This window comes from Billgrantia sulfidoxydans (assembly GCF_017868775.1).
GTDB lineage: Bacteria > Pseudomonadota > Gammaproteobacteria > Pseudomonadales > Halomonadaceae > Halomonas > Halomonas sulfidoxydans.
Map to the genome: position 1 here is coordinate 2,919,635 of NZ_CP053381.1, position 23,323 is coordinate 2,942,957.

Below are 23,323 nucleotides of genomic sequence, written 5' to 3' on the forward strand. Positions count from 1 at the left end.
CGGGACACCGGATGAGATACGCATGCCCTCGACGCTGATACGCTCCTCGCGCCATGGACTGGCAGTGCTTGGCCTGACCGTTCTGCTGGGCGGTTGCCAGGGCCTGGCCTCCTCCCCTTTGGCTACCACGCTAGAAGAAGACCCCATGGCCTCCGCCCCGCCCATCGAGCACGGGCTGGATGCAGAGGGGCTGGCGACGCTGCTGACGGCCGAGTTCGCCGGGCAGCGCGGCGACTATCGGCGTGCCACGCTGGGTTACCTGGCCATGGCCGAACGCTACGGGGTCGCGCAACTGGCGGAGCGCGGCACGCTGGCGGCGCGCTTCAGCAACGACGTCCTGCTGCTCGAGCAGGCGGTCAACGCCTGGCATCAGCTCGACCCGCTCGCGGAGGCACCGCTGCGTCTGCTCGCCGGGCTGGCCCTGCAGCGCGGCGACTGGGACCAGGCCCTCGAGCGGCGCCTGGCGCTGGCCGAGCAGGGACAGCATGCCGAGCTGACGCTGTTCGCCGAGCTGGCGCTCGAGGCCGGCGCCGATCCGCTTCCCCTGCGCGAACGGCTGCGAGAATATCTCGAGCGTACCGGCGTCGACACCCACCCGCACTATCACGATGCCGTGCTGGCCATGGCCACGCTCGAGGCGGCCACGGGCCAGCGCCAGCAGGCCGAGCGGCGCCTGAGCCTGCTCGAGCGCAATCACTCGGAGCTGCCCGCCCTGTGGCTCACCCGTGCCCAGTTGGCGTTGGAGGCCGACAGCCCGCGCCAGGCACGCGAGGCGGCACGCCGCGGCCTGGAGGTCTCGCCCGGCGATCCGCGCTTCCAGCTGCTTCTGGCGCAGGCCGAGCTGATGCTCGGTAACGTCGCCGCCGCCGAGCAGCACACCTCGACGCTGATGGAAGAGCACGTCGGCAACCAGGAGCTGCACCTCTCGCTGGCCCGCCTCTATCTGGAGGGTGGCCACCTGGACGCGGCCCGCCGCCTGCTGCTGCCGTTGGTCAGCAGCGACGAGCCACCTCCCGCCGCCTTCTACCTGATGGGCACCATCGCCGAGGAAGAGGGCGAGATCGACAACGCCCTTCTCTACTATCGCCAGGTGGCTCCCGGCGGCGATTTCCTGCGCGCCCGCCTGCGAGCGGCCCAGATGCTGATCGCGGACGAGCGCCTGCTCGACGCCCGGGCCTTCCTGCGCATCGAGCGCCTGCGCCATGAATCGCACTTCAGCGAACTGGTCGCCCTCGAGGTGGAACTGCTCGACGAAGTCGGCCGGCAGGACGACGCCGACGCCCTGCTCGACCGCGAGCTCTCGCGTACGCCCAACGACGAGCCGCTGCTCTATCTGCGCGCCATGCGCGCCTGGGAACACGGTGACTTCGAGGGCATGGAGCGCGACCTGGGACGCATCATCGAGGCCAATCCGGAGAATGCCTCCGCCCTCAATGCCCTGGGTTATACCCTGGCCGATATCAACGACGCCGAGCGCCTGGAGGAGGCCCGTGAACTGATCGAGCGTGCCCATGCGCTCGAACCCGGCAGCCCGGCGATCATGGACAGCCTGGGCTGGGTCCACTATCGGCTAGGCGACCCCGAACGTGCCCTGGCCTGGCTGGAGCGCGCCTACGCCAGCATGCCCGACCAGGAGATCGCCGCCCACCTGGCCGAGGTGCTGTGGACCCTCGATCGCCGGGAAGAGGCGCGACGCGTCGTGGAACAGGCACTGCGCCAGCACGACGAACATCCGCTGATCGACGCGCTCCTCGAGCGCGTTCCCGAGCTGGCCCCCTGATCATCCACTGTCAACGAGACGATGCCATGAGACGCCCCATTTCTGCGATACGCGGGCTCGCCGCGAGCCTTGCCCTGGCGCTGCTGGCCGGCTGCGCCACGCCTGGCGCGGCGCCGGACGGTGAGCGCACGGCCGACCAGTGGACGGCCCAGCAGGAGCGCCTGGAGGAACTGAACACCTGGACGCTGGTTGGCAAGGCCGGCCTGCGCACCCCCCAGGAGACGACCAGCGCCAACCTCGACTGGAGCCAGCATCCGCACTACTACCGCATGCTGATCAGCGGCCCCTTCGGCAGCGGCCGCAACCTGTTGGAGGGCCGCGAAGGTCGCTTCTCGTTGACCAACGCCGAGGGGCGCTTCGAAGCCGCGACGCCCGAGGCGCTGATGCAGCAGCAGCTCGGCTGGTCGCTGCCGGTCAGCTCCCTGGCCGACTGGATTCGCGGCCTGCCCGCCGACCACAGCCGTTACCAGCTGCAGCAGGACGAGCGCGGCTTCCCGCAGCAGCTCGAGCAGGATGGGTGGCAGATCGTCTATCGCGACTGGACCCAGGTCGAGTCGCTGTGGTTGCCGCGCCGCCTGGTCATGGAATATGACGACCTGCGCGTGACGCTGGTGGTCACGGAGTGGCGTCCCGTGATCGACGAGTGAGGCGATGACGGAACCGATGAAAGAGCTCGTATTGCCGGCGCCGGCCAAGCTCAACCGCATGCTGCACATTACTGGCCGCCGGCCCGATGGCTATCACGAGCTGCAGACGCTGTTCCAGTTCCTCGACCATGGCGACGAGCTGTGCTTGCGGCCAAGGAGGGATGGCGTGATTCGCTTGGCACCCGGCCTGTCGGGCGTGCCCGACAGTGACAACCTGATCGTGCGCGCCGCTCGCCTGCTGCAGGACGAAACCGGCTGTCGGCTTGGCGCCGACATTCACCTGACCAAGCGCCTGCCCATGGGGGGCGGCCTGGGCGGCGGCAGCAGCGACGCCGCCACCACGCTGCTCGGCCTCGACCGGCTCTGGCAGCTCGACCTCACGCTCGACCGGCTGGCGGAGCTCGGCCTGCAGCTCGGCGCGGACGTGCCGGTGTTCGTGCGCGGTCACGCCGCCTGGGCCGAAGGCGTGGGCGAGCGGCTCACGCCGGTGACGCTCGACACCCCTTGGTTCGTGGTCGTACACCCCGGCATCGAGGTCGCCACCGCCGCGGTGTTCGGGGCGGCGCAATTGACACGTAACACGGCCCCGATTACCATGGCGCGCGCACTGCAGGGGGGAGCGCCCAGCTGGCACAACGACTGCGAGCCGACGGTCCGGTCACTCTATCCGCAGGTCGCCGAAGCGCTCGACTGGCTTGGCCGCCGAGCTCCCGCCATGCTGACGGGAACCGGGGCCTGTGTCTTCGCCTGGTTCGATTCAGACGCCGAGGCGAAGCGTCTATTGGCCGACCTGCCGGGCCGCTATACTGCTTTCACTGCCCGCGGCCTGAATCTCTCCCCGCTACATGCTGCTCTAGGTCGACGGCCATGATGCCAGCGAGCGCCCGACCCGAAGCGCGGTGGCGTCGCTTGCGGCAACCTGGCTCATCGTCAACAGAGCTCCCCAACACTGCATAGGTGGATGCGCGTGTCAAAATTGATGGTTTTTGCCGGGAATGCCAATCCCGAACTCGCCCAGAAGATCGCCGAGAGTCTCGATACTCGCATGGGGAATGCCACGGTCGGGCAGTTCAGCGATGGCGAGATCGCGGTCGAGATCAACGAGAACGTTCGCGGCAAGGACGTGTTCATCCTGCAGTCCACCTGCGCCCCGACCAACGACAACCTGATGGAGCTGATCCTGATGGTTGACGCGCTGCGCCGGGCTTCGGCCACTCGCATCACCGCCGTGGTGCCCTACTTCGGCTACGCCCGCCAGGACCGCCGGGTGCGCTCCGCCCGGGTGCCGATCTCAGCCAAGGTGGTGGCCGACATGATGGTCAAGGCCGGCGTCGACCGGGTCATGACCATGGATCTGCATGCCGATCAGATCCAGGGTTTCTTCGACGTGCCGGTGGACAACGTCTACGGCTCGCCGATCCTGCTCGACGACATCGAGCGCCAGAACTACGACGACCTGGTGGTGGTATCGCCCGACGTGGGCGGCGTGGTCCGCGCCCGCGCCATCGCCAAGCAGCTCAATGCCGATCTCGCCATCATCGACAAGCGCCGCCCCCAGGCCAACCAGGCCCAGGTGATGCACATCATCGGCGAGATCGAGAACCGCACCTGCGTGGTGGTGGACGACATGATCGATACCGCCGGCACCCTGTGCAAGGCCGGCGACGCACTGAAGGACCATGGCGCGCGCCGCGTGGTGGCCTACGCCACCCACCCGATCCTGTCGGGTCCGGCGGTGGAGAACATCACCGGCTCGGTACTCGACGAGGTGGTGGTCACCGATACCATTCCGCTGTCCGACGTCGCCCGTCGCAGCGGCAAGATTCGCCAGCTGAGCGTGGCCGGCCTCATCGCCGAGGCGATCCGCCGCGTCAGCAACGAGGAATCCGTCAGCGCCATGTTCCACTGAGTCTTTCACTCGGAGCAGGCGCCGGAGCAGCACCCCCACGGGGGTTTTCGGGAACGTCGCGATCAGGTCGCGGGTTGCACGTCTCCCTTACTTTCAGCAAGAGGCAACATCATGTCCGATTTCACACTCAATGCCAGCGTTCGTAACGACCTGGGGAAAGGTGCGAGCCGCCGCCTGCGTCGTGCGAACCTCGAGGTGCCCGCCATCGTCTACGGTGGCGAGAAGGCCCCCCAGCCGATCTCCGTCGAGAAGGCCGCGTTCTACAAGGCCATCGAGGACGAGTCCTTCTTCTCCTCGGTACTCAACCTGATCATCGACGGCAAGAAGGAGCAGGTCGTGGTACGTGACCTGCAGCGTCATCCGTACAAGCCGCTGGTCACCCACGCCGACTTCCTGCGCGTGGACGCCACCCACGAGATCACCATCAACGTGCCGCTGCACGTCGTGGGCGAGGAGAAGTCCAAGGGCATCAAGGACCAGGGCGGCGAGCTGCACGTACTCTCCAACGAAGTCCAGATCAGCTGCCTGCCGAAGGATCTGCCGGACTTCCTCGAGGTCGACATCAGCGATGTCGAGATGGGCACCACCCTGCACCTCTCCGACCTCAAGCTGCCGGCCGGCGTCACCCTGGTCGAGCTGACTCACGGCGCGGACCACGACAACGCCGTGCTGAGCATCACCAAGCCGAAGGGCCGCAGCGAGGCCGACGAAGGCGAGGGTGAAGGCGAGGAAGGCGAAGGCAACGCCGAGTAATCGCGCTGCCGTCGGGGGCCGCCAGCGGGCGGCCCCCTCCCCATCCGATCAAGCGCTGCGGCGCTTGTTTTTGTTTGGAGGCCCCGCATGTCCCAGGTCAAGGCCATCATCGGGCTGGGCAACCCCGGCGACAACTACGCCGCCACTCGCCACAACGCCGGCGCCTGGCTGGTGGAGATCCTGGCCCGCCAGGCCGGTACCGAGCTGCGCCCGGAGAAGAAGTTCCTCGGCCTTTACGCCAAGGTCCTGCTCGACGGCCAGGAGCTGCACCTGCTCGAGCCCACCACCTTCATGAATCGCAGCGGCGGCGCCGTCGCCGCGCTGTGCCAGTTCTACAAGATCGCCCCCGGCGAGCTGCTGGTGGCCCACGACGAGCTCGATCTCCCCCCCGGCAGCGCCCGCTACAAGCAGGGCGGTGGCCACGGCGGCCACAACGGCCTGCGCGACATCATCAGCGCGCTGGGCGACAAGGCGTTCGGCCGGCTACGCATCGGCATCGGCCACCCCGGCGATTCACGCCAGGTGACCAACTACGTGCTGGGGCGCCCCGGCAAGGCGGAGCTCGAAGCCATCGGCGCGGCCCTCGACGAGTGCCTGGCGACGCTGCCCCTGGTCGTAACCGGCAAGTGGGCCCAGGCGATGAACCGCCTGCATAGCTTCAAGCCCTGAAAGGCTTCGCCGTAGCTCACCGCTCATAGCAACGGTAGAATGGCCGCCAATTTCTCACACGCTCTCCAGGACACTCCCATGGGTTTCAACTGCGGTATCGTCGGCCTGCCCAATGTGGGCAAGTCGACCCTCTTCAACGCCCTGACCAAGTCCGGCATCGATGCCGAGAACTTCCCCTTCTGCACTATCGAGCCCAACGTCGGCATCGTGCCGATGCCCGACCCGCGGCTGGACAGGCTGGCCGAGATCGTGAAGCCCCAGAAGGTGCTCCCCACCACCATGGAATTCGTCGATATCGCCGGCCTGGTGGCGGGCGCTTCCAAGGGCGAGGGGCTCGGCAACCAGTTCCTGGCCAACATCCGCGAGACCCAGGCCATCGCCCACGTGGTGCGCTGCTTCGACAACGACAACGTGATCCACGTGGCCAACCAGGTCGACCCGCGCGCCGACATCGAGACCATCAACCTGGAACTGGCGCTGGCCGACCTCGACACCGTCGAGCGCGCCATCCAGCGCCTGGTTCGCGTGGTCAAGGGCGGCGACAAGGAGGCCATCGCCACCAAGGCGATTCTCGACCGCATCCAGCCGCACCTGGCCGAAGGCCAGCCGCTGAGAAGCGCAGGCCTCGACGACGATGAGAAGCGCCAGCTCAAGAGCTTCGGCTTCCTCACGCTCAAGCCGACGATGTACATCGCCAACGTCAACGAGGACGGCTTCGAGAACAATCCCTACCTCGATGTCGTCAACGAGATCGCCGCCGAGGAGGGCGCCGTGGTGGTGCCGGTGTGCAACCAGCTCGAGGCCGAGATCGCCGAACTCGACGACGACGAGCGCGCCATGTTCCTCGGCGAGATGGGCATGGAGGAGCCCGGTCTCGACCGCGTGATCCGCGCCGGCTACAAGCTGCTCGGCCTGCAGACCTACTTCACCGCGGGCGTCAAGGAGGTGCGCGCCTGGACCGTCAAGGTCGGTGCCACCGCCCCCGAAGCCGCCGGCGTGATCCATACCGACTTCCAGAAGGGCTTCATCCGCGCCGAGGTCATCGCCTATGACGACTTCGTCGCCCTGGGCGGCGAACAGGGCGCCAAGGACGCCGGCAAGTGGCGCCTCGAAGGCAAGGAGTACGTCGTGCAGGACGGCGACGTGATCCACTTCCGCTTCAATGTGTAACCACAAGCTTGACCTGACGGGAGTGAATCCGTAGACTTCGCCTCCGTCGATTGGCTACGTAGCTCAGTTGGTTAGAGCACATCACTCATAATGATGGGGTCCCCTGTTCGAGTCAGGGCGTAGCCACCAGAGATCGAAAAAAACCCGGCGCCTTCTGGCGCCGGGTTTTTCGTGGTGGCAATCAGGCCAGCCGCGGGCGGTTGGCGAAGGCGATCAGCGCCCGGATCAGATGCTCGACGTCATGGCTGCCCGCCGTCTCGCGGATCGAGTGCATGGCCCACTGCGGCACGCCCACGTCCAGCGTCGGCACGCCGAGCTCGGTGGCGGTGATCGGGCCGATGGTGCTGCCGCAGCCCATGTCGGCACGGGTGACGAAGGTCTGCACCGGCACCTCGGCCTCGCGGCAGACGTCGCGGAACAGCGCCGCCGTGGCACTGTTGGTGGCATAGCGCTGGTTGGCGTTGACCTTGATCACCGGCCCCCCGTTGAGCGCCGGCCCATGGGCGGCATCGTGCTTGTCGGGGAAGTTGGGATGCAGGGCGTGGGCGTTGTCGCAGGAGATCATGCGCGAGGCCTGGATCAGGCGAATGAAGCCCTCGTCGCCCGGTTCGCCGAGCTGGGCATTGACCCGGCGCAGCACGTCGCCGAGGAACGGCCCCTGGGCGCCGCAGGCGCTGGCGCTGCCGACCTCCTCGTGGTCGTTGGCGACCAGCACCACGCCCTGGCTGCCGTCGCTCTCCAGCAGCGCCTCCAGGCCGATGAAGCAGGAGAGCAGGTTGTCGAGGCGCGCACTGGCCACCAGCTCGCGCTCGACGCCGACCAGGGCCGGCGGCTGCACGTCATGCAGCGCCAGCTCGAAGTCGAGGATCTCGGCCCCCGTGATGCCATGCTGCGCCTCCAGCCACTCGAGCAGCAGGCGCTGCAGGTCGGCCTTCTCCCCACCCTGCAGGAACACCGGCGGCATCTGGGTCTGGGCGTTGATCGCGCGTCCGGCGTTGACCTCGCGATCGAGGTGGATGGCCAGGCTGGGGATGATGGCGACCGGCCGCTCCACGTGGAGCAGCACGCCCTCGATGCGGCCGTCGGGGTGACGCACGTGGACGCGGCCGGCCAGGCCCAGGTCACGATCGTACCAGGGCGCCAGCAGCACGCCGCCATAGAGTTCGATGCCGAGCTGCAGCCAGCCGGCAGACGTCTGGGCAGCCTGCGGTTTCAGGCGCAGCCCGGGGCTGTCGGTATGGGCACCGATCATGCGCAGCGCCTCGAGCCCAGCTCGGGGCAGCTGCAGCGCCACGATGGACGAGTCGTTGCGCGTGACGTAGGCCCGCTCACCGGCAGACAGCTGCCAGGCCTGGCTCTCGTCGAGCCGGCGAAAGCCGGCGGCTTCGAGACGCTCGGCCATGGCGGCGACGGCATGCCAGGGCGTGGGGGAACGGTACAGAAAGTCGAGCAGGCGCTCGAGGCGGGCTTCCCGAGACATGAGGCTCCTCATCAGGGGTCTAAGGTTGACGCGAGAGCTGCTACAATGCGATGTCTGCCTTTGGCAACTCACAGGGCATACGCTTGTCTAGGGAAGGAAGTGTACACGAAACCAGGGGTGCTTCATCGATGAGCCAGTTAGTCGTTATTCGGCGCACAGCGGTCCTGACGCTGGCGCTGCTGTCGTGGTGTGCTCAACTGGCGCTTGCAGCCCAGATCCAGCCGGGTGAAGAGCAGCGCCAGGCCGCCGTCGAGGTAGCCGAATCGCTGCGCTATGGCCACTACGCCGACACCGCCATCGATGACGACTGGTCGCGACTGGCCTTCGAACGCTATCTCGACATCCTGGATGGCCAGCGCGCCTTCCTGCTCGAAAGCGACGTCGAGGAGTTTCGCCACCTCGAGACACGCATCGACGACATGCTCTTCGAGGGCGAGCTCGAGCCCGCCTACCAGCTCTACCAACGCTATCACGACCGTGCGGAAAACCGCTTCGAGTGGCTGCTCGACACCCTCGACGAAGGGCTGAACTTCACCTACGAGACCGACATGCGGCTCGATCTCGACCGTCGCGATGCCGACTGGGCCACCAGCGAGGCGGAACTCGAGGAGCTGTGGCGCAAGCGCCTGAAGAACGATGCCCTGACCCTCGACATCAGCGGCCAGGACGAGGAGCAGGTGGAGAACAACCTGCGCCAGCGCTACGAGGGCCAGCTCACTCGCCTGCGCCAGACCAACGGCGAGGACGTGTTCGGCCTCTTCATGGCCGCGGTGACCAGCAGCATCGACCCGCACACCGAGTACCTCTCGCCGCGCCAGGGCGAATCCTTCGACATTCAGATGCGTCTGTCGCTGGAGGGCATCGGCGCCATGCTGCAGTCCGACGGCGAGTACGTGAAGGTCACCAGCCTGGTGCCCGGCGGCCCCGCGGACCGTGCCGGCGTGCTGGAACCCGCCGACCGCATCGTCGGCGTGGGCCAGGAAGACGAGGAAAAGACGGTCAACGTCGTCGGCATGCGCCTCGACGAAGTGGTCGACCTGATTCGCGGCCCCAAGGGGACCGTGGTACGCCTCGATGTCGTTCCGGCGGAAGCCGTCGACATGACCCGCTCGCATACCGTCGAGATCACCCGCGACACGGTCGACCTCGAGGACCAGGCGGCGCATGGCGAGGTCATCGAGGTGGAGCGCGACGACGGCGTCAAGCGCATCGGCGTGATCACCATCCCCACCTTCTACGTCGACTTCGATGCCTGGCAGGCCGGCGCCGAGGAATTCCGTAGCACCACGCGCGACGTGGCCCGCGAAGTGGAGCGGCTCAAGGGCGAGGGTGTCGACGGCATCATGCTCGACCTGCGCAACAACGGCGGCGGTGCGCTGCAGGAAGCCAATTCGCTGCTCGGTCTGTTCATCGATCGCGGCCCCACCGTGCAGGTGCGCGACGCGCGTGGCCGCATCAGCCTCTATGGCGACACCGAGACCGGTACCCTTTACGACGGCCCGCTGGCCGTGCTGGTCAACCGCCTGTCGGCCTCGGCCTCGGAGATCTTCGCCGGCGCCATCCAGGACTATGGCCGCGGCCTGGTGCTGGGCAGCGCCACCTTCGGCAAGGGCACCGTGCAGACCCTGAACGACCTCAGCCACGGCCAGATCAAGCTGACCCGCGCCAAGTTCTACCGCATCTCGGGCGAGAGCACCCAGAATCGCGGCGTCGAGCCCGACATCCTGTTCCCCGACATGGTCGACCCGGAGCGAATCGGTGAGAGCAGCCTGGACAACGCGCTCGCGTGGGACACCGTCCAGGCCGTCCAGTACCGCCACTACGGCGAACCATGGGAATATCTCGAGACGCTGCGTTCGCGGCACCGCGAGCGGGCCGAGTCCCACCCCAACTTCGTCTACCTGAAGGAGCGCGTCGAGCTCGCACGCCGCATGCGCGAGGAGCACACCAGCGTCAGCCTGGATCGTGAGCGACGCCAGCGAGAGGTGGAGAGCCGCGATGCCGAGCAGCTGGCGCTGGAGAATCGCCGCCGCAAGGCCTTGGGCCTGGAGCCGCTGGACGAGCTGATCGATGCGCGCAGCGAAGCGGGAGAAGAGGAAACGGAGCGCGACGAGCCGGTGGATCGAGTCCAGGTGACCGAAGCCGCCGCCATTCTCGCCGACTACGCCGAGTTGACCGAACGACGCCTGGCCGGCCGCTACTGACCTCCCTTCGAGGCGGGTCCCGCCCGGGGCCCGCCCCTCGCCGCGCCCAGGTTGCGTTGCCACCCCTCCCCTCGGTGCCGCCTCAGGCAGCCCCACCCCAGCCGGACCATGAGATACGTCATCAATTCGCCTGCGTTTCCCTGCTAGGATCAGCCCGATACGGCATGCCTGTCTCGGCTTCGTCCACGCTGCGTTGATGGCGCAAGTCAGTGGATCGGCGAGAATGACCGTAGCAACGGCCTGGCGAGCCATGGCCGAGGTTCCGGTCGTCGCACGGGCTCGGCCCGCCACGCCGATCCACGCCCCAGGGGAACAATGCGCATGCGGATTCATCGGTTGGCACGCTCGGCTCGATTCGCAAGCCAGCACTGGCCAAGCTGGCTGCTGGCCTATGCCGCGCTCTCCGTGGCGGCGCATCTGCTGCGCAACCCGTACCACGGCTTCAGCCTGATGCTGCCGCAGGGGGGCATCCTGCTTGCCGCCCTGCTCGTGCTGCCCTCCACCCATCGCCGGGAGCGGCTCCGCCTGGTTGGTGCGGTCCTGCTGGTCGATTCCGGCCTGCGCATCGGCCTTCAGGACATGCCGCCTCTCGCCGCCCTATGGGTCAGCGCGCCTTTGGTCGCGCAGGCCTGGCTGGGCGCCCTGCTGCTGCGGCACATCGCACCCGACGGCTGCAGCCCCGATACGCAGCGGGGCATCCTGCAGTTCCTGCTGTGGGGCTGCCTGCTGCCGGCAGCGCTGTCGTCCAGCCTGACGACTCTGGGCCTGCTTGAGGCGCCTGGCCACTTTCTCGCTGAGTGGCTGTGGTGGTTCATCCAGCGCCTCAACGGCCTGCTGCTCTTCGCCCCCCTGCTGGTGCTGGTCTTTCGACCCGCCTTCGGCGCAGCGACCGAGGCTCGCGAACGCCCGCCCCACTGGGAATCGGTGGCGCTCTGGGCGCTCACCTGCCTGGCGTCGGCCCTGATCTTCAGCGTCAGCAACCCCGCCGGCAGAACGCTGGCGACCTACAGCTTCCTGCTGACCCCGCTCCTGGTGATCGTCGCCATACGACTCCCCCTGACGACCAGCCTGTTCGTGGTGCTCTCGGCCAGCCTGGTCGCCAGCGTGGCCGATGCGCTGGGAGCCGGCGATACCCCCGCAAGCGCCCAGCGCAGCCTGATCGCCGTCTCGGTGTTCCTGCTGATCAATCAGATGGTCGTCTGGCTGCTCGGCGCCCTGATCGACGAACGCCATCGCGTGCTGCGCCGGGTGCAGAAGATGCGCGACATGTACGAGATGCTCAGCAACGCCAATCAGGCGCTGATCAACCTCAAGCTGACCCCGCCCCAGCTCTACCAGCGAATGTGCGAGATCATCGTTGCCGAGAGCGACTTTTACCTGGCCTGCATCACGCCGCTCCAGGCGGCACGGCCGGGCAGCGCCGATAGACCCTCCAGCGTGATTTGCGCACGCCAGGGAAGCGGCCTGCTAGCGGCGGGAGAGTGGTGCCACCCCGACGAGGAGCTGGTCCACCAGGCGCAGGCCAAGCGTCGCCATGTCATTCGACACGACTGGCGGCCAGGCGCGAGCGCCGTCCCCCCAGGGAATGAGCCCGGCACCATGGCAGCCTTTCCCATCCGTCCGGAGGACAAGCCGGTACAGGCCGTGTTGACGGTGTTCAGCCTGCGCCGCGACGGCTTCGATGCGGATATGGTGCGCCTCTTCGACGAGCTGGCCGGCGACATCGCTTTTGCCCTGACCATGCAGGCGGATCGTCAACGCCTGAAGCTGGCGTCGGAGGTCTTCGAGCACAGCCATGGATCCATCATCATCGCCGACGCCAGAGGCCATATTCTCGACGTCAACCCCTCCTTCACGCGAATCACGGGTCACAGCCGGCGGGAGGTGATAGGCCACAACCCTCGCCTGCTCCAGTCCGGCCGACAGGACCGTGCATTCTACGAAGCGCTGTGGAACAGCCTGCTGACGAAAGGACACTGGGCCGGCGAATTCTGGAACTCGCGCAAGAACGGGGAGCACTACCCGCAGCGCGGCACCATCACCGCGGTACGCGGAGAGGACGGCCAGATCGAGCACTTCATCTCGGTCATGGAGGACGTCTCGGTCCAGGTAGAGGCCGAACAGAAGATTCTCAACCTCGCCAACTACGATGCCCTGACGGGCCTACCCAACCGCCTGATGCTGGAAAGCCGCTTTCGGCATGCGGTCGAGCAGGCGGGCGATGCCCCGTTGGCGCTCACGGTGCTCTTCATTGACCTGGACGAATTCAAGCACGTCAACGATGCCATGGGGCACCAGCAGGGTGACCTCCTGCTGCAGCTGGTGTCCGCCCGGCTGGTGGGCGAGCTGCGCGACGGCGACACCCTGGCCCGCTTCGGCGGTGACGAGTTCGTGGTGTTGCTGGCCGGCCGGCGCCAGGAGGCGCGCTCCCTGGCCAAGCGCCTGATCCGCAGCGTTCGCCAGCCCTACCGGCTCGACGAGCAGCCCGTGCACATCGGCTGCAGCATCGGCATCGCCCAGGCGCCGCGCGACGGAACCAATCTCGACGAGCTGATCCAGGCCGCCGATACCGCCATGTACCAGGCCAAGGCGCGTGGGCGCGGCATCTATGCGTTCTACTCCAGCGACATGCAGCACCAGGCGCAGAACCGACTAACCCTACGGGTGGAACTCGACGGCGCCATACAGCGCAACGAGCTGCGCGCGTACTATCAGCCCAAGCTCGGCATCGCCGATGACGGCATCATCGGCTTCGAGGCGCTGGTGCGCTGGCAGCATCCCGAGCGCGGCCTGGTGCCGCCGGGGAACTTCATACCCGTTGCCGAATCGAGTGGCCAGATCGCCGCCATCGATCGCTGGATGCTCGAGGCGGTGATCGAACAGCTGGCACACTGGCGACGCCAGGGGCGCCGAATACTGCCGGTGGCAGTCAACGTCTCGGCCTCGCTGTTCTCCCGCTCCGACTTCGTTGACGAGTTGACGCGCTGGCTCGGCGAGAGCAGGGTACCGGGTCACGACCTCGAACTGGAGATCACCGAGCACGTGGCCATGTTCGATCTCGACTACACCCTTGCCACGTTGCAGGCGCTGAAACGCCTCGGCGTGGCACTGTCGATCGACGACTTCGGCACGGGCTACTCGGGGCTCGCCTACCTGCGTGACTTCCCCATCGACACCGTCAAGATCGACATGAGCTTCATCAAGCGGGTGCACGAGGACGAGAAGAACCAGGGCATCGTACGTGCCATCATCGCCCTGGCCGATACCTTGGGCCTGCACACCATCGCCGAAGGCGTGGAGACCGAGAAAGAGCTGGCGTTCCTGAAACGTCAGGGGTGCTGGGGCTATCAAGGCCACCTGTTCAGCCCGGCGCTGGCGGCAGACGAGATCGAGCATCGCTTCCTGGCGCTCGAGGCACGCCAAGGCATGCGGCTCGACCGCTGACACGACATCGGAAAACGCCACCGGGCTGCGCGGCAGCGCACGCAATGGAAACCCGTCGCTGGCAGGCGACGACGGAGATTGGCTCCCGGAGCAGGACTCGAACCTGCGACCCAGTGATTAACAGTCACTTGCTCTACCGACTGAGCTATCCGGGAACGGCATGACGGGAAAGGATTCCCAGGGCGGGGCTGATGGCTCCTCGAGCAGGACTCGAACCTGCGACCCAGTGATTAACAGTCACTTGCTCTACCGACTGAGCTATCGAGGAATGACGGGCGTCAGGATCAGCTCGTGTTCTTGGCTCCCGGAGCAGGACTCGAACCTGCGACCCAGTGATTAACAGTCACTTGCTCTACCGACTGAGCTATCCGGGAATGGCCGTGAACACGGTGCGTAGTATACGGATCGCTCACATAAGGTCAAGGGCGGATTCTGCCGGCCTGACACCGCTCTCGAACGCACGATGCCCGCGCAACCGGAGTCGCGCGGGCATCATGTGTGAAACCTGGTGGCTACGCCCTGATTCGAACAGGGGACCCCATCATTATGAGTGATGTGCTCTAACCGGCTGAGCTACGTAGCCTTTCGAACGGGAATCGAACCCCTCGACGCGGCAGGATTATGCACGAAACGAATCGGGCTAGCAAGCCGGCGCGGCTCCGGTTTTTTATTGATTGAACGTTCAATAAAAAAATGCCATGCTGACGGAAAATCCAGCGGCGTCGTTCTCAAGAGGAGGCAGCGGGTGCCCAAGACAGGTATGGAGCCGATCCGGCGTAGCCAGCTCATCAAGGCGACCATGACCGCCATCGACGAAGTCGGTCTGGCTGATGCCACGGTCCTGCGAATCGCCCGGCATGCCGGCGTATCGGCAGGCATCATCAGTCACTACTTCGGCGGCAAGGACGGCCTGCTCGAGGCCACCATGCGCCAGATCCTGACCGACCTCGGCGAGGCGGTGGCACAGCGCCGTCGCCAGCTCGTCAATGGCTCTCCTCGTGAGCATATCGGCGCGATCATCGATGGCAACTTCGATCGCAGCCAGATCATCGGTCCGGCCGCCAAGACCTGGCTCGCTTTTTGGGCCAGCAGCATGCACAAGCCGCAGCTCCAGCGCCTTCAGCACGTCAATGACCAGCGCCTCTACTCCAACCTGTGCTGCCAGTTTCGTCGTCTGATGCCGCACGCAGCGGCGCGCGATGCCGCCCGCGGCCTGGCCGCCATGATCGATGGCCTGTGGCTGCGCGGCACCCTCAGCCCCGAGGGGCTGGATACCGCACGCGCCCGACGCCTGGCGCACGCCTACCTCGACCAGCTGCTGGCCCGATACGACACCTCCCTTGCGTCCACCAAGGAGACAGCATGACCGCTTACGACACCGAGACCCTGTACATCGCGGGCCGTCGGGAGCCGGCAACGTCCGGCGAAACCTTCGACGTCGTCAATCCCTATGACGGCAGCCTGCTGGCCAAGGTCGAGCAGGCCAGCCAGGCCGACATCGATCGCGCCGTCGACTCGGCCCGGGAGGGTCAGCGCCGCTGGGCCGCCATGACCGGCATGCAGCGCGGCCGCATCCTCTACCGTGCCGTCGCACTCTTGAGAGAGCGGAATGACGAGCTCGCCGAGCTCGAGACGCGCAATACCGGCAAGCCGATCAGCGAAACCGCCGCGGTGGACATCGTCACCGGCGCCGACGCGCTCGAGTACTATGCCGGCCTGGCGCCGGCCATCGAGGGCGCCCAGATCCCCCTGCGTGAGTCGTCGTTCGTCTACACCCGCCGCGAGCCGCTGGGCGTGATCGGCGCCATCGGCGCCTGGAACTATCCGATCCAGATCGCCTGCTGGAAAGCGGCCCCGGCGCTGGCCGCGGGCAACGCCGTGGTGTTCAAGCCCAGTGAGGTGACGCCGCTGACCGCCATGAAGCTGGCCGAGATCTTCACCGAAGCGGGGCTGCCCGACGGCGTGTTCAACGTCGTGCATGGCGACGGCCGCATCGGCCAGATGCTGACCGCGCACGAAGGCATCGCCAAGGTGTCGTTCACCGGCGAGGTGGGCACCGGCAAGAAAGTGATGGCCGCGGCCGGCGGCTCGACGCTCAAGGACGTGACCATGGAACTGGGCGGCAAGTCGCCGCTGATCGTCTTCGCCGACGCCGACCTCGAGCGCGCCGCCGACGCCGCGATGATGGCCAACTTCTACTCCAGCGGCCAGATCTGCACCAACGGCACGCGGGTCTTCGTCGAGCGCTCGGTCAAGGCCGCCTTCGAAGAAAAGATCGTCGAGCGCGTGGCACGCATTCGTGCCGGCGACCCGCTCGACCCCAGCATCAACTTCGGCCCGCTGGTCAGCTTCGAACACCAGGCCAAGGTGCTTGGCTACCTCGAGTACGGCAAGCAGGACGGTGCCCGCGTGCTGATCGGCGGCGAGCCGCTGGACCAGGGCGACTTCGCCCGCGGCGCCTGGGCCCCGGCCACGGTGTTCACCGATTGCACCGACGACATGCGCATCGTGCGCGAGGAGATCTTCGGTCCGGTGATGTCGATCCTCGCCTTCGACGAGGAGGAGGAGCTGATCCGCCGCGCCAACGACACCCACTACGGCCTTGCCGCCGGGGTGTTCACCGAGAACCTCGCCCGGGCACACCGCACCATCCATCGGCTGGAAGCCGGCATCTGCTGGATCAACACCTGGGGCGAGTCGCCGGCGGAGATGCCGGTGGGCGGCTACAAGCAGTCCGGTGTGGGCCGCGAGAACGGCATCGAGACCCTGGCCCACTACACCCAGACCAAGTCGGTGCAGGTGGAGATGGGACCCTTCGAGTCGGTGTTCTGAGGAAATCGCCATGTCCCAGATTCGTGAATTCGACTACGTCATCATCGGCGCCGGTTCCGCCGGCAACGTGCTGGCCACCCGCCTCACCGAGGACGCGGACGTCAGCGTGCTGCTGCTCGAGGCCGGCGGCCCCGACTACCGCTTCGACTTCCGCACCCAGATGCCCGCCGCCCTGGCCTACCCGCTGCAGGGCAAGCGCTACAACTGGGCCTTCGAGACCGACCCGGAACCGCACATGAACGGTCGCCGCATGGAGTGCGGGCGTGGCAAGGGGCTCGGCGGCTCGTCGCTGATCAACGGCATGTGCTACATCCGCGGCAATGCCCTGGACTACGACAACTGGGCCAGCATGGCTGGGCTCGAGGACTGGCGCTACGCCGACTGCCTGCCCTACTTCAGGAAGGCCGAGTGCCGCGACATCGGCCCCAACGCCTACCACGGCGGCGACGGGCCGGTCAGCGTGGCCACGCCCAAGGAGGGCAACAACGAGCTCTACCGCGCCTTCGTCGATGCCGGTGTACAGGCGGGCTACCCCGAGACCGAGGACGTCAACGGCTACCAGCAGGAGGGCTTCGGCCCCATGGACCGTTTCGTCACCCCCAAAGGACGCCGCGCCTCCACCGCCCGCGGCTACCTCGACCAGGCCAAGCAGCGCGCCAACCTCACCATCGAGACCCACGCCACCACCGACGTGATCGAGTTCGAGGGCAAGCGTGCCGTGGGCGTGCGCTACCTGCGCCGCGGCCAGGCCCACCAGGTCCGCGCCCGACGTGAGGTGCTGCTGTGCGCGGGCGCCATCGCCTCGCCGCAGATCCTGCTGCGCTCGGGGGTCGGCAACCCGGAGCACCTGCGCGAATTCGACATTCCGGTGGTGCACGACCTGCCCGGTGTCGGCGAGAACCTGCAGGACCACCTGGAGATGTACATCCAGTACGAGTGCAAGCAGCCAATCACGCTCTACCCAGCGCTGAAGTGGTTCAATCAGCCGAAGATCGGCGCGGAATGGCTGTTTCTCGGCAGCGGCATCGGTGCCAGCAATCAGTTCGAGTCGTGCGCCTTCATCCGTACCCACGACGAGGAGCCCTGGCCCAACCTGCAGTATCACTTCCTGCCCATCGCCATCAGCTATAACGGCAAGAGTGCGGTGCAGGCACACGGCTTCCAGGCCCACGTGGGTTCGATGCGCTCGGAGAGCCGCGGGCGCATTCGCCTTACCTCACGCGACCCCAAGGCGGCCCCCAGCATCCTGTTCAACTACATGTCGAGGGAGAAGGATTGGCAGGAGTTCCGCGATGCCATTCGCCTGACCCGCGAGATCATCGCCCAGCCCGCCATGGACCCCTACCGCGGCCGCGAGATCTCGCCGGGGCCGGACGTACAGGGCGACGAGGAGCTGGATGCCTTCGTGCGAGAACACGCCGAGACCGCCTACCACCCCTGCGGCAGCTGCCGCATGGGGGGAGGCGACGACGCGGTGGTCGACGGCCAGGGCCGCGTGCACGGCCTGGAGGGGCTGCGCGTGGTGGATGCCTCGCTGTTCCCGGTGATTCCCACCGGCAACCTCAACGCACCGACCATCATGTTGGCCGAGAAGATCGCCGACCGCATCCGCGGCCGTGAACCGTTGCCACCTTCCGACGCGCCCTACTACGTGGCCGGCGACAGCCCGGCCAGGCGCGAGCCCCAGCGTCGCCTCATTTAAGGCAGCGCTTTAACTTCCTACCCAGCGCCCTGTCTCGTGTAGGGCGCTGTCATTTCGTAGGCGCCTCAGGACTGGCCAGCACTTGGGAGATCGGCTAGGCTGACACATTCAAACAACCGTTCTAAACATGAACCAAGGGAGCGCCGAACACATGCTCACCCTGTTACTCCTGATCCTCACCGTCGCTGGCCTGCTGGCGCTGATGCGGCGCGAGGCCGGCGCCATGCCGATCCTGGTCATGCTCGGAGGCCTTGGCCTGGTGAGTCTGCTGGTCTCCCCCGTGCTTGGCGTACTGCTGCTGCTCGGCGCGGCGGCGGTGGCCGTGGCCGGGCTTCCGACGCTGCGCACCCGGTGGCTCACGCCGCGCCTGTTCGCCATGTTCAAGCGCGTCTCGCCCAAGGTCTCCGACACCGAGCGCACTGCGCTGGAAGCCGGTACCGTGGCCTGGGACGGCGAACTCTTCTCGGGCCGCCCCCGGTGGGACAGGCTGATGAGCTACCGCGACGACGGCCTGAGCGAGGAGGAGCGCGCCTTCATCGATCACCAGTGCTCGGTGGCGGCGGGCATGTGCAATGCCTGGGAGATCGCCAAGGAGCGCGCCGACCTGCCCGAGGAGCTGTGGCAGTACCTGAAGAAGGAAGGCTTCTTCGGCATGATCATCCCCAAGGAGTACGGCGGCCTGGGCTTCTCGGCCAAGGCCCAGTCGCTGGTGCTGCAGAAGCTCTCGATCAGCGAGACGCTGATGGTCACCGTGGGCGTGCCCAATTCCCTGGGCCCGGGCGAGCTGCTGCTCAAGTACGGCACCCAGGCGCAGAAAGACCACTACCTGCCGCGCCTGGCCGACGGCCGCGAGATCCCCTGCTTCGGCCTGACCGGCCCCCGCGCCGGCAGTGATGCCACCTCGCTGCCCGACACCGGCATCGTGTGCAAGGAGGTGATCGACGGCAAGGAGGTACTGGGGCTGCGCCTCGACTTCGAGAAGCGCTGGATCACCCTGGCCCCCATCGCCACCGTGGTGGGCCTGGCCTTCCGCCTGTTCGACCCCGACCACCTGCTGGGCGAGGAGGAGGATCGTGGCATCACCCTGGCGCTGGTGCCGCGCAATACCGCCGGCATGGAGATCGGCCGGCGCCACCATCCCATCGGCAGCCCCTTCCTCAACGGCCCGATCAAGGGCAAGGACGTCTTCGTGCCGCTGGACACCATCATCGGCGGCACCGAGATGATCGGACAGGGCTGGCGCATGCTGGTGGAGTGCCTCTCCATCGGACGCTGCATCACCCTGCCCTCCGGCGCCAGCGGTACCTCGCGCTACGCCTTGGGCTGGACCGGCGGCTTCGCCCGCGTTCGCCGCCAGTTCAACGTCCCCGTCGCGGAAATGGAGGGCGTGCAGGAACCGCTGGCACGCCTGGCCGCGCTGGGGTACATCGCCCAGGCAGCGGTCTACCAGACCGCCAATACCATCGATCGCGGCGAGAAGCCGGCGGTGCCCTCGGCGATTCTCAAGAGCCAGCTCACCGAGTTCCAGCGCATCGCGCTCTCCGACGCCATGGACATCCACGGCGGCAAGGCGGTCACCCTGGGCCCGCGCAACTACCTGGGCATCGGCTACAGCGCCAACCCGGTGTCGATCACGGTCGAGGGCGCCAACATCATGACCCGCAACCTGATGATCTTCGGCCAGGGCGCCATCCGCTGCCACCCGTTCGTGCTCGAGGAGCTGGCCGCTTCGGACAGCAACGACTTGCCGGCCTTCGATCGCGCCTTCTTCGGCCATGCCGCCCTGGTCTTCGGCAACGCCGCCCGCGCCTTCACCATGGGGCTCGGCATCGGCAAGCCGGATGTGCCTTTCGACGCGGTCGCTGCACCCTATGCCCGCGACATGGCGCGCCTCTCGGCCGGTTTCAGCCTGTGCGCCGATGCCGCCATGGCCAGCCTCGGGGCCACGCTCAAGCAGCGCGAGATGCTCTCGGCGCGCCTGGGCGACGTGCTCTCCAACCTCTATCTCGCCTCGATGGTGCTCAAGCACTGGCAGGAGGGCGACAAGGTGGAAGGCGAGGCCGCTCTGCTCCACTACAGCTGCACTCATCTGCTGCAGCGCGCCGAACAGGCCTTCGACGAGCTGTTCGACAACCTGCCCAACCGGGCGCTCGCCGGGGTGCTGCGCGCCGTGACGATGCCGTTGGGACGGCGCTGGAAGCGCCCCGCCGACCAACTGACCCGCGAGATCGCCCAGGCGGTGTCACGCGACACCGCGCTGCGCGCCAAGCTGCTCGCGGCGGCCTGGCAGCAGAACGACGGCGTGAAGGACAATCCCCTGGCCCGCTACAACGCCCTGCTCGCCGACTACGATCGCGCCGAGGCGCTCTATCGCACCGTCAACAAGGCCTACGCCAAGGGCGAGCTGCCGCGCGAGGCGCTGCACCCCGAGGCACGCCTGGAAGCGGCGCGGGAGAAGGGTCTGGTCAGCGAAGAGGACGCCGAGTTCATGCGCGGCTTCGAAGCCGAGGTACTGGAGCTGCTGAGCGTGGACGACTTCGAGTACGACGCCTTCGCCACCGACAAGGCCAACATCCTGCGCCACAACGCGGCGTAAGGTCAGCACCACTCACCAACCCCGGCCCAGCGCCGGGGTGTCTTATTGACCAAAGCAGCGAGCGCAGCAGCGAATCGCGACCTCTTATAACGGCCAGACCAGCAATATCATCGGCATCGCCACCGCCAGCACCAGCAGCGACAGCGGCAAGCCCATCCTCCAATAGTCGCCGAAGCGATAGCCACCGGGCCCCATCACCAGGGTGTTGGACTGGTGCCCAATCGGCGTGAGAAAGGCGCACGACGCACTCACCGCGACCACCATCAGGAAGGGGTCGGCCGAGGCGCCGAAGCCGTCGGCCAGGCTGGCGGCAATGGGGGCCATCAGCAGCGCCGCCGCGGCATTGTTGATCACGTTGGAAAGCAGCATCGAAATCAGGAACAGGCCGATCAGCAGCAAGAGCACCGGCCACTGCTCGCCTGCCATCACCAGGCTTTCGGCCACCAGGGCCGCTCCGCCGCTGGTCTCCAACGCCTGGCCCACTGGCAGCATGGCCGCCAGCAGCACGATGACCGGCCCGTCGACGGCCTGGTAGGCCTCGCGCAGCGGCAGTACGCCCACCAGCAGCGAGACCAGCGCCGCCGCCGATAGCGCCACCGCTGCCGGCAGCAAGTCCATCAGCATGGCCAGGATGGCCACGCCGAAGACGGCAAGCGATACCAGCAGCATGCGTGGCTGACCCAGCGGTAGATTGCGCCGGGCCAGCGGCAGGCAGCCCAAGGTCGCCAAGCTCTCGGAAAGGTTGCTCTCGCCCCCCTGCAGCAGCAGCACATCGCCGGCGCGAAAGCGAATGTCGCGCAGGCGCTGCTTGAGCCGCCCGCCATCGCGAGCCACGGCGATCAGGTGCAGACCGTACTGGTTCTGCAGGCGCAGCTGGGTGACGGTGCGGTTGATCATCATGGAGTCGTTGCGTACCACCGCCTCGACCAGTTCGAGCCCTTCGGTGTCGGCCGATGTCTTCCCGGATTTGCTCTTCTTGTTCTCCTTGCTCGTCCTGTCGTCGTTTCCCTGCGCCGGTCCGGCATCTGTCCTGGAGGCTTCAGCGTCGCTCTCCTCCGGCTGCGCTGCATTCTCCTGCGCCTCTTGCTCCTCGGGGTCCAAGCCCACCCGCAGCCCGGCCTTGTCCTCGAGCAGCTTCATCTCCTCGGGCCCGGCCTCGACCAGCAGAATGTCGCCCTCCTTCAGGGTGCCCAGGAAGGCGTGCCCGGCCCAACGCCGCTCGTCGCGCACCACGGCCAGCACCGGCACGCTCTCCTCCACCTCCCGCTGCAGTTCCCGCAGCGTCCAGCCCATCGCCTTGGAATCCTCGGTGACCTTCAGTTCCACGAGGTAGTTGGCGGTATCGAACATCTCCTCGGTGGATGCCTTGCCCGCCCGCCTGGGCACCAGCCGCCAGCCCAGCAGCACGATGAACGCCAGTCCTGCCAGCGCCACGACCGCCCCCACGGGAAAGAACGAAAACATGCCGAAACTGTCGCCCGTCACGGAGCGACGGTAGGTGGAAATGATGATGTTGGGAGGCGTGCCGATCAGCGTCATCAGGCCGCCGAGCAGCGAGCCGAAGGCCAGCGGCATCAGCAGCAGCGAGGGGGAGGTGTCGTGCTCCCGGGCCAGGCGCATGGCCACCGGCAGCAGCAGCGCCAGGGCGCCGACGTTGTTCATGAAGCCGGACAGCACCACCACCGTGGTCGTCAGCGCCACCAGTTGCAGGAACAGCCGATCGCCGACCTTGAGCACCTGTTCGGCGATCACGTCGACCACGCCGGAGCGTTCGAACCCGCGGCTGAGTACCAGCACCGCGGCCACGGTGATGACGGCGGGATGGCCGAAGCCGAAGAACGCCTCGTCGGCCGGCACCAGCCCCAGCATCACCGAGGCCAGCAGCGCCGAGAGCGCCACCAGGTCGAAGCGAAAGCGCCCCCAGACGAAGGCGGCCAGCGTGAGTCCCAGCACGATGAATACCAACGTATGGTCGGCCATACCCGCTCCCTGTGGTGACTCAGGCCCCAGCACAACAGCCGCACGAGAAAAAATCCAGCCTTTTCTGAGAGTTCCCCCCTACGGTCGGTGCAAGAAACCCGGCCTGGGCCGGGTCTGCTGCAGGGTGGGCACCGGCTGCTTGGCCATCACCTTCGGC

The 23,323-nt window shown here is 67.0% G+C and carries 15 protein-coding genes and 5 tRNA genes; 14 read left to right on the plus strand and 6 right to left on the minus strand.

All coding sequences use genetic code 11. From position 1 onward, the window contains the following. The first annotated feature begins 22 nt into the window (after positions 1-22). The 8 genes from HNO51_RS13520 (at position 23) to HNO51_RS13555 (ending at position 7,057) form a co-directional block, all read left to right on the plus strand. Positions 23-1,780: a tetratricopeptide repeat protein gene (locus HNO51_RS13520; protein WP_197447842.1), complete on the plus strand. Its 1,758-nt coding sequence runs from the start codon at positions 23-25 to the stop codon at positions 1,778-1,780. 26 nt (positions 1,781-1,806) lie between these two features. Continuing rightward, positions 1,807-2,427 carry a lipoprotein insertase outer membrane protein LolB gene (lolB, locus tag HNO51_RS13525; RefSeq protein WP_197447843.1) on the plus strand — a complete coding sequence of 207 codons (621 nt, stop codon included), beginning with the start codon at positions 1,807-1,809 and terminating at the stop codon, positions 2,425-2,427. Between the two features lie 16 nt (positions 2,428-2,443). After that, positions 2,444-3,298, plus strand: a complete 855-nt coding sequence (gene ispE, locus HNO51_RS13530; RefSeq protein WP_197447844.1) for a 4-(cytidine 5'-diphospho)-2-C-methyl-D-erythritol kinase — start codon at positions 2,444-2,446, stop codon at positions 3,296-3,298. A gap of 96 nt (positions 3,299-3,394) precedes the next feature. Next, positions 3,395-4,336 (plus strand): ribose-phosphate pyrophosphokinase, encoded by a 942-nt coding sequence (locus HNO51_RS13535; RefSeq protein ID WP_010629229.1) that lies wholly within the window; start codon positions 3,395-3,397, stop codon positions 4,334-4,336. Between the two features lie 111 nt (positions 4,337-4,447). Continuing rightward, on the plus strand, positions 4,448-5,089 hold the full coding sequence (locus HNO51_RS13540) for a 50S ribosomal protein L25/general stress protein Ctc (RefSeq protein WP_197447845.1): 642 nt from the start codon (positions 4,448-4,450) through the stop codon (positions 5,087-5,089). A gap of 87 nt (positions 5,090-5,176) precedes the next feature. Then, the gene (pth, locus tag HNO51_RS13545; RefSeq protein WP_197447846.1) at positions 5,177-5,758 is read left to right on the plus strand and encodes an aminoacyl-tRNA hydrolase; all 582 of its coding nucleotides are present in this window, start codon (positions 5,177-5,179) and stop codon (positions 5,756-5,758) included. 78 nt (positions 5,759-5,836) lie between these two features. Next, positions 5,837-6,928: a redox-regulated ATPase YchF gene (gene ychF / locus HNO51_RS13550; RefSeq protein ID WP_197447847.1), complete on the plus strand. Its 1,092-nt coding sequence runs from the start codon at positions 5,837-5,839 to the stop codon at positions 6,926-6,928. Positions 6,929-6,980: 52 nt separating this feature from the next. After that, a tRNA-Met gene (locus HNO51_RS13555) sits at positions 6,981-7,057 on the plus strand. A 52-nt stretch (positions 7,058-7,109) separates the two neighbouring features. Here the strand turns inward: HNO51_RS13555 and HNO51_RS13560 are convergent. After that, a complete protein-coding gene (locus tag HNO51_RS13560) occupies positions 7,110-8,408 on the minus strand; it encodes a M18 family aminopeptidase (protein WP_197447848.1) in 1,299 nt (432 codons plus the stop codon). Positions 8,409-8,536: 128 nt separating this feature from the next. Here HNO51_RS13560 and HNO51_RS13565 point away from each other — a divergent pair, with 128 nt between their 5' ends. Both HNO51_RS13565 and HNO51_RS13570 read left to right on the plus strand, forming a co-directional pair. Next, positions 8,537-10,612 carry a carboxy terminal-processing peptidase gene (locus tag HNO51_RS13565; protein ID WP_234283454.1) on the plus strand — a complete coding sequence of 692 codons (2,076 nt, stop codon included), beginning with the start codon at positions 8,537-8,539 and terminating at the stop codon, positions 10,610-10,612. A gap of 321 nt (positions 10,613-10,933) precedes the next feature. Further along, positions 10,934-14,056 carry a bifunctional diguanylate cyclase/phosphodiesterase gene (locus tag HNO51_RS13570; protein WP_209537646.1) on the plus strand — a complete coding sequence of 1,041 codons (3,123 nt, stop codon included), beginning with the start codon at positions 10,934-10,936 and terminating at the stop codon, positions 14,054-14,056. Positions 14,057-14,135: 79 nt separating this feature from the next. Here HNO51_RS13570 and HNO51_RS13575 read toward each other — a convergent pair. The 4 genes from HNO51_RS13575 to HNO51_RS13590 form a co-directional block, all read right to left on the minus strand. After that, positions 14,136-14,211 (minus strand) — tRNA-Asn (locus tag HNO51_RS13575). A 37-nt stretch (positions 14,212-14,248) separates the two neighbouring features. Continuing rightward, positions 14,249-14,324, minus strand: a tRNA-Asn gene (locus HNO51_RS13580). A 30-nt stretch (positions 14,325-14,354) separates the two neighbouring features. Then, positions 14,355-14,430: transfer RNA gene (locus HNO51_RS13585), tRNA-Asn, on the minus strand. Positions 14,431-14,562: 132 nt separating this feature from the next. Then, a tRNA-Met gene (locus HNO51_RS13590) sits at positions 14,563-14,639 on the minus strand. A 162-nt stretch (positions 14,640-14,801) separates the two neighbouring features. On the opposite strand from HNO51_RS13590, the gene betI reads away from it, so the two are divergent. The 4 genes from betI to HNO51_RS13610 all read left to right on the plus strand — a co-directional run bounded on the left by betI (position 14,802) and on the right by HNO51_RS13610 (position 21,186). Next, positions 14,802-15,422 carry a transcriptional regulator BetI gene (gene betI / locus HNO51_RS13595; RefSeq protein WP_197447850.1) on the plus strand — a complete coding sequence of 207 codons (621 nt, stop codon included), beginning with the start codon at positions 14,802-14,804 and terminating at the stop codon, positions 15,420-15,422. Beyond that, on the plus strand, positions 15,419-16,888 hold the full coding sequence (gene betB / locus HNO51_RS13600; protein ID WP_209537647.1) for a betaine-aldehyde dehydrogenase: 1,470 nt from the start codon (positions 15,419-15,421) through the stop codon (positions 16,886-16,888). The genes betI and betB overlap by 4 nt, the downstream gene beginning before the upstream one ends. 10 nt (positions 16,889-16,898) lie before the next feature. After that, positions 16,899-18,590, plus strand: a complete 1,692-nt coding sequence (betA, locus tag HNO51_RS13605; protein ID WP_209537648.1) for a choline dehydrogenase — start codon at positions 16,899-16,901, stop codon at positions 18,588-18,590. Between the two features lie 151 nt (positions 18,591-18,741). Further along, the gene (locus HNO51_RS13610; RefSeq protein WP_209537649.1) at positions 18,742-21,186 is read left to right on the plus strand and encodes an acyl-CoA dehydrogenase; all 2,445 of its coding nucleotides are present in this window, start codon (positions 18,742-18,744) and stop codon (positions 21,184-21,186) included. Positions 21,187-21,270: 84 nt separating this feature from the next. On the opposite strand, the gene HNO51_RS13615 is transcribed toward HNO51_RS13610, so the two are convergent. After that, positions 21,271-23,166 (minus strand): SLC13 family permease, encoded by a 1,896-nt coding sequence (locus HNO51_RS13615; RefSeq protein ID WP_209537650.1) that lies wholly within the window; start codon positions 23,164-23,166, stop codon positions 21,271-21,273. Positions 23,167-23,323 lie beyond the last annotated feature (157 nt).